Here is a 6638-nt window from a genome sequence, read left to right as displayed (position 1 = left end):
GATCCATTCCGAACGCGATGCCGAGATCACCTGCACAACTACATGATCAACGATCAGCGCGACCGAGCTCAAACCGGGTTACGAGACATCACTTACCCCGTGGAGTCCGCCGACAACGTCCTCCAGCTGCTGCTCCTGCTGGCCGAACGGCAGCAGGTGCGCGTGACCGACGCGGCCGAGCTCCTCGGCGTCGCGCGCTCGACCGCGCACCGCTTGCTCGGCGCGCTGAGCTACCGCGGGTTCGCGGTGCAGGACGTGCGCAAGGCCTACCGGCCCGGCCCCGCCTTCGACCGGATCGCCCTGTCGGGACGGTCCACTCCGGACTTGCGCGCGGTGCTGCACAAGCACGTCCAGGGGCTGCACGAGCAGGTGGGGGAGACGTGCCACCTGATGGTGCTGGAGGGCAACGGCGTTCGCTTCGTCGACTGCGTCGAAGCCACGCACGTGCTGCGCATCGGCGCCCGCACCGGCATGCTCCTGCCGGCCCACTGCACGTCCGGCGGCAAGGCCCTGCTCGCCGAACTCTCCGGCGACGAACTGCGTGCGCTGTACCCGCGTGACTTCCTCGACTCACCCGCCGGCCCCGCGATGCGCCGCGAAGCTCTGCAACGCCAGCTGGCGACGGTTCGCCGCCGCGGTTACGCCACCAACTTCGAGGAGAGCGAACGCGGCATCGTCGCGGTCGGCGTCTGCGTGCGCGACAGCGCGGGCCGCGCGGTGGCCGGTCTGGCGACGGCCGTGCCTTTGGCGCGGTGCACGCGCGCCGACGTGCCGGTTCTGGCGAAGGCCGTCCGGGCCGCCGCCGAAGCGGCGACCGCGGACCCGTGACCTGCCTCAGCGGAAGTCCTTCGCGCAGGTGAAGTTGCGCGCCTGGTCGGGATCACCGCCGCGGTAGCGGGCGACCATCGGGAACGCGCAGATCGGCCGCGTCATGACGACCTGGCCCGTCGCGTCGGTCTTCGCGCCGTCGAGCTGCGCCGGCGCCTTGCCGTGCTCGACCCAGTCGACGACCGCCTGGAACTGGTTCACCGGCGCCGCACCGGCACCGCCACCGCAGTGCGCGACGCCGGGTGCGAAGAAGAACCGCAGGAACCGGTCCGTCTGCCGGGGCCCGCCCGTCGCCGCCTGCACGCGCCGCACGTAGTCGAGGTCGCCCAGCTGGTACACGAGCTGGTCGTAGGTGCCCGACCACATCACGATCCGCCCGCCCGCGCCCTCGAACGCCCCCAGGTCCGGCGCGGCCGCCGACGTCACGTCCAGGTCCGCGAACTCCGATGACGACTGCTGGAAGAACCCGAGGAACTGCTCGTAGGTCATGGTGTGCCAGTCGAAACCGGGGTCGCGCGTGAGGAAGTACCGGTACCACTCGTCCGAAGAGCCGAACGGGCTGCCGTCGGTCGTCCCGTCGGGGGAGGTCACCGTGTTGTCCAGCCCGCTGAACGAAGCGCCCGGCTGCAAACCGAACCACAGTGGAGCGCCCTTCGCGTCGACCGGTCCCTGCCAGATCTTGGTCACGATGTCCGCGTCGGTCGCGGTCACGGTGCCGCAGGGCGTGACCGTGCCGATCACCCGGCGCGCGTCGAAGTGACAGCCTTGCCAGTCGCTGATGATGCCGTCCGCGACGCCGTCGAGCTCGTCGCACGCCGCGGTGGCCGCGGCGTTGAACGCGGCCAGTTTGCACTGCGGCACGAAGTCGCCGGCCAGCCGCATCTGCAGCTCACCCCACATCTGGGCGGCGCGCAGCTGGGCCGAGTTGATGGCAGGCGAGCCCGCGGAAATCCCGTTGTAGTCGTGGGGGTAGCGCTGCGCCTCGATGAGTCCCTGGCGACCGCCCGTGGAGCACCCGCTGAAGTACGAGTACTGCGGCTGCCGTCCGTAGTAGGCGCCGGTCAGCTGCTTGGCCAGCACCGTCATCTCGTGGATGCCGAGGTAGCCGAAGTCGTCGATGCCCTGCCAGTTCGGCGTGCCGTCGGGATGAAGCGCGAAACTGCCCGACGCCCCGGCGTGCCCGGTGTCCGAACCCGCGGTGACGTACCCGGCGGCCAGGGCCGTCGCGTCCGGGTTGGCCGGATCGCCCCCGCTGAACCCGCCCCCGCCGATCCCCTCGAACCGCCCGTTCCACCCGCTGACCGGCAGGAACACGCCGACTTTCACGCTGTCGGCGTATGCGGGCGGGTTCGTGACGCTCGCCTGCACGTCGCAGTACGCCGGCGTGGCACCCGACGCCGCCACCACTGTCGCGCTGGTGATGGTGGTGTCCGGGAACTTCGCCGCCACCAGGCTTTCGCACGACCGCTGGGGCGGGTGCGCCACCTGCCCGGACGCCTGTGCGCCCGCCGCCGTTGCCGTCGCCGAGACCACCGCCAGCACGACGGCGCCGATGCGTCTCCACCGCTGGATCTTCCCCACTCCGGACCTCCGACAGTCCTCAGTGGACGCCGGAGTAATCGCCGGCGTCCTCGCCCGCAGCCATCGAGCGATGAGGTTAAGCGCGTGAGGTGCGAGCGAACGGAGAGCGGCGAGAAGTTCTTCTGTGCGGAACGCGAACCGGGCCGATCCGACCCTGATGGCCTACAACGGCCGACGGCGGCTCAGAGGGAGCCGGTGGCGGCCTGCAGGCCGAGGCTCGTGGCGGCGACGGCGATCCACAGCAGCCCGCCGAGCAGCAGCGGGCGGGGGCCGGCGCGGCGCATGTCGGCCAGGCGCAGGGAAAGCCCGATGCCCGCCAGCGCGGTCGTGATGAGGAACGTGCCCAGCGTGGACAGCGCGGGGTGCCAGGATTCGGGCACGACACCGAGGCTGTCGAGCGCGGCGGCGGCGATGAAGCCGAGCAGGAACAGCGGGACGATGCGGCGCCACGGCATCGTGCGGATGCTGAACTCCCCGGAACCCGCGCTCTGCCGCGCTTCGCGGCGGGCGGTGAGGAACGCCAGCACGATGACGATCGGGATGAGCGTGAGCGTGCGGGTCAGTTTGACGACGATGCCGTACGAACCGGCGTCCCCGCCGTAGGCGAAGGAGGCGGCGACGACCGAGGAGGTGTCGTTGATCGCCGTGCCGGCCCACAGGCCGAAGTTGTGCGAGCTCATGCCGAGCAGGTGGCCCAGCGGCGGGAACAGCAGCACGGCGGCGATGTTGAAGGTGAAGATCGTGCCGATGGCGTAGGCGACGTCGGTTTGCTTCGGCTTGATGACGGCGGTGGTGGCGGCGATCGCGGACGCGCCGCAGATGCCCGTGCCCACGCCGATGAGGGTGCGGGTGTCGCCCTTCACCCCGAGCCAGCGGCCCATTAGCCACGCCCCGCCGAGGGCGACGGTGAGGGTGCCGAGCATGACGGGCAGCGATTGCACGCCGACGCGGACCACCTGCTGCAGGGAAAGGCCGGTGCCGAGCACGACGATCGACAGCTGCAGCACGGGCTTCGACGCCACGCCGTAGCCCGGTGCCCACCGCTGAGCGCGCAGTCCCGGTACGACGGCCGCGGCCAGCGCGCCGAGCAGGATGCCGAACACGGGGCCGCCGACGATGGGGACGAGCAGCCCCAGCGCGGTGGCGACGCCGGCGACGACCAGCGCCACCAGCAGTCCGGGAGCGACTTCGCGCACGCGGGTCCGGGCGGGGTGCGGGTCGACGGCCCGGTCCTGGGTGGCGGTCACCGGCTCGCCCGTTCGTTCGCGTGCCCCATCGGCGCTCCCTCCACGGCGGCAAATGTACGTACATTGAACGTAGACTATGTCCGCACATTTGGCTACGGGTAGTGTCGGGCCAGACAGCCCGGAGGAACCGATGGCCCCACGAACGCTGAGCCGGTCCGGCTCCGAGCCGCTCTGGCGCCAGCTCCAGCGCGAGCTGCTGACCAGGCTCGACGCCGGTGAGTTCACCGACCAGTTCCCCGGTGAGCTCGCGCTCGCCGAGGAGTACGGCGTCAGCCGGCACACCGTGCGCCAGGCGCTGCGCCAGCTGCGTGCCGACGGCGTGGTGGTGGCCGAGCGCGGCCGGCAGCCGCGGGTCGCTCCGCCGGCTGAGATCGCGCAGCCGCTGGGTGCGCTCTACAGCCTCTTCACCTCCGTCGAGGCGGCCGGCCTCGCGCAGCACAGCATCGTGCGCACCTTCGACGTGCGAGCCGACGCGCTCGTCGCAGAACGGCTCAGCCTCGAGGCCTCGACTCCGCTCGTCTACCTCGAACGCCTCCGCCTGGCGGGCGACGAACCGCTCGCGCTGGACCGCGTCTGGCTCCCGGCCGAGGTCGCGAAACCGTTGCTGCAGGCCGATTTCACGCACACCAGCCTCTACAACGAGCTCGCCCGCTGCACCGGGATCCGCCTCGACCACGGGCGCGAAGAAGTGCACGCCGTCATCCCCACCGCCGCCGAACGCACGCAGCTGGCCTGCGCCCACGACGTCGCGGCTTTCGCCATCAACCGCTTGAGCCACTCGAAGGGCCGTCCGGTGGAGTGGCGCCACACCCTCGTCCGCGGCGACCGCTACGCGCTGACGGCCGAGTTCTCCGCCGCCGGGTACCGGCTGGTCAGCCAGACCTGACGGCGCCGCGCACCGGGAGGTCGGCGTCGCGCACGCCGATCCCCGGCCGCCAGCCGAGCCGGCGCGAGATGCTGAACGCGCTGGCCAGCACGGGCGCCACGGCCGTGGACAGGTCGAGTGAGCCCGTGCGCACGACCACCGAGAGCGCCGCGACGACGCGGCCGTGGCCGTCGGTGATGCGGGCGCCCACGGAGTCCGCGCCCTCGGTCATCTCGCCGCGCACCGCGGCGGTGCCGGAACGCCGGCAGGCCGTCAGCTCGGCCCGCAGGTCCGCGGGATCGGTGACGGTCCGCGCCGTGAACCGCGCCGGCCCCGCGGCGAGGTAGGCCTCGATCAGCGTGCGCCCGGCGTGCGCGAGCAGCACCTTCCCGACGGCCGAGCTGTGCAGCGGCAGCCGCCCGCCGACGTGGGAGGCCAGGTCGACGGCGTCGCGCGCGGAGAAGCGTTCGACCACCACGGCTTCGTGGCCTTCGAGGACGGCGAGCTGCACGTGCTGGTGGAGCGCGGCGTGCAGGTCCTCGAGGAACGGCAGCGCGACGGTGCGCAGCGGCACCGACAGCGGCGCGAGCGTGCCCAGCTCCCACAGGCGCAGGCCGACGGTGAAGCGGCCGTCCGGCGTGCGGTCCAGCGCGCCGGCGGTGCGGAGCTCGTGCACGAGCCGCCGGACCGTCGCGTGGGGGAGCCCGGTGCGGCGGGTCAGGTCCGCGAGGGTCAGGGCGCTGTCCTCGGGCGTGAAGGTGAACAGCACTTGCAGCAGCCGGGAGCTGACACTGCGGCCGGGTTCGGTCGTGCGGGGCATGGTGCTCGCAGCTTACGCGGATTGTCCATTGGATGAACATCGACGTTCCTGGGTGGGCGCCGGTGCGGTCACACTCACCGGCACCTGAACACGACTGGAGGGAAACGCCGGTGTCTGAGCTGCGGATCGCCATCGTCGGAGGGGGTATCGGGGGGCTGGCGGCCGCCGCGTTCCTCACCCGGGCCGGGCTGGGGTGCACGGTCTACGAGCAGGCAGCCGAGCTCGGCGAGGTCGGTGCGGGGCTCGTCGCGAGCCCCAACCTCGTGCGCCTCCTGCGCCGGCTCGGGGTCGTGGACGAACTGCTCGCGCGGGCCGTGGCGATCGACGTCGGGTGGGAGTTCCGCCGCTGGGCCGACGGGCGCGTCCTGTCCGCGGAAAACCTCGCCGAGGCCTGCGAACGGCGCTACGGAGAGCGCACGTACACCGTGCACCGCGCGGATCTGCTCGGAGTCGTCCACAGCGCGGTGCCGCCGGACACGATCCGGCTCGGCGCGAAGTGCGTGGGCCTCGAGGTCTCGGACGACGGCGCGGTCCTGTCGTTCGCCGACGGCACCACCACGACCGCCGACGTCGTGATCGGCGCCGACGGCGTGCACTCGACGATCCGCAACGCCCTGCTCGGCCCGTCACCCGCGGCGTTCTCGGGCCTGTGCGCGTTCCGGGCCCTCGTCCCGGCCGCCGACGCGCCCGCGTTCGCCCTCCGCACGGCCCACACCCTGTGGCTCGGGCCCGGCCACCACCTCGTCCACTACCCGATCTCGGCGGGCAAGCTCATCAACATCGTCGCCTTCGCCCCGGCCGGCGAGGACGTCGTCGAATCCTGGAGCGCCACCGCGACCCACCCGGAGTTCGCGGCCGAGTTCGAGGGCTGGGACCCGCGCCTGCGCGAGCTCATCGCCGCGGCCGGCACCCCGGGCCGCTGGGCGCTGCTGGATCGCGCGCCGCTGGCGCGCTGGAGCCACGGTCCCGTGACGTTGCTGGGCGACGCCGCCCACCCCATGTTCCCGTTCTTCGCCCAGGGCGCCGCGCAGGCGATCGAAGACGCCGCTGCCCTCGCGGTGTGCCTCGCGTCCGACCGCACCGATCCGGTCCGCGCGCTGGGGCGTTACCAGGACGCCCGCCGCGACCGCACCGCGCGCCTCCAGACGGTGTCCCACGAGCGCGAGCACCTCAACCACCTCCCCGACGGCCCCGAGCAACAAGCCCGCGACGAGGCGTTGTCGGGGCAGGACCCGCTGGCCGCCAACGCCTGGATCTACGGCCACGATGCCGAACTCGTCCCCTGACAGTCCTTTGT

Annotated in this window: 6 protein-coding genes; 3 read left to right on the top strand and 3 right to left on the bottom strand. The window is 72.4% G+C overall.

The features are described from left to right. On the top strand, positions 1 to 828 hold an 828-nt coding region (locus ACIA77_RS07645), incomplete at its 5' end, for an IclR family transcriptional regulator (RefSeq protein ID WP_395884979.1). Between the two features lie 6 nt (positions 829 to 834). On the opposite strand, the gene ACIA77_RS07640 is transcribed toward ACIA77_RS07645, so the two are convergent. Both ACIA77_RS07640 and ACIA77_RS07635 read right to left on the bottom strand, forming a co-directional pair. Then, positions 835 to 2409 carry a tannase/feruloyl esterase family alpha/beta hydrolase gene (locus tag ACIA77_RS07640; RefSeq protein WP_395884978.1) on the bottom strand — a complete coding sequence of 525 codons (1575 nt, stop codon included), beginning with the start codon at positions 2407 to 2409 and terminating at the stop codon, positions 835 to 837. Positions 2410 to 2591: 182 nt separating this feature from the next. Next, positions 2592 to 3656, bottom strand: a complete 1065-nt coding sequence (locus ACIA77_RS07635; RefSeq protein WP_395884977.1) for a YeiH family protein — start codon at positions 3654 to 3656, stop codon at positions 2592 to 2594. Between the two features lie 130 nt (positions 3657 to 3786). Between ACIA77_RS07635 and ACIA77_RS07630 the strand changes: the two genes are divergently transcribed. Then, a complete protein-coding gene (locus tag ACIA77_RS07630; protein WP_395884976.1) occupies positions 3787 to 4542 on the top strand; it encodes a GntR family transcriptional regulator in 756 nt (251 codons plus the stop codon). Here ACIA77_RS07630 and ACIA77_RS07625 read toward each other — a convergent pair. Continuing rightward, positions 4529 to 5341, bottom strand: coding sequence for an IclR family transcriptional regulator (locus tag ACIA77_RS07625; protein WP_395884975.1), 813 nt, complete (start codon positions 5339 to 5341; stop codon positions 4529 to 4531). The genes ACIA77_RS07630 and ACIA77_RS07625 overlap by 14 nt on opposite strands. A 110-nt stretch (positions 5342 to 5451) precedes the next feature. On the opposite strand from ACIA77_RS07625, the gene ACIA77_RS07620 reads away from it, so the two are divergent. After that, positions 5452 to 6627 (top strand): FAD-dependent monooxygenase, encoded by a 1176-nt coding sequence (locus ACIA77_RS07620; protein ID WP_395884974.1) that lies wholly within the window; start codon positions 5452 to 5454, stop codon positions 6625 to 6627. The last annotated feature ends 11 nt before the right edge of the window (positions 6628 to 6638 follow it).

Origin of the sequence: Amycolatopsis sp. NPDC051903, from assembly GCF_044452505.1 — a bacterium.
Classification (GTDB): Bacteria; Actinomycetota; Actinomycetes; order Mycobacteriales; family Pseudonocardiaceae; genus Amycolatopsis.
This window is presented reverse-complemented; position numbering and strand designations above follow the sequence as displayed.

What these genes read in the sequence shown, in the direction of transcription:
- ACIA77_RS07630 (WP_395884976.1), top strand. Translation starts at nt 3,787, where the DNA reads ATGGCCCCACGAACGCTGAGCCGGTCCGGCTCCGAGCCGCTCTGGCGC.
- ACIA77_RS07625 (WP_395884975.1), bottom strand. Translation starts at nt 5,341, where the DNA reads ATGCCCCGCACGACCGAACCCGGCCGCAGTGTCAGCTCCCGGCTGCTG.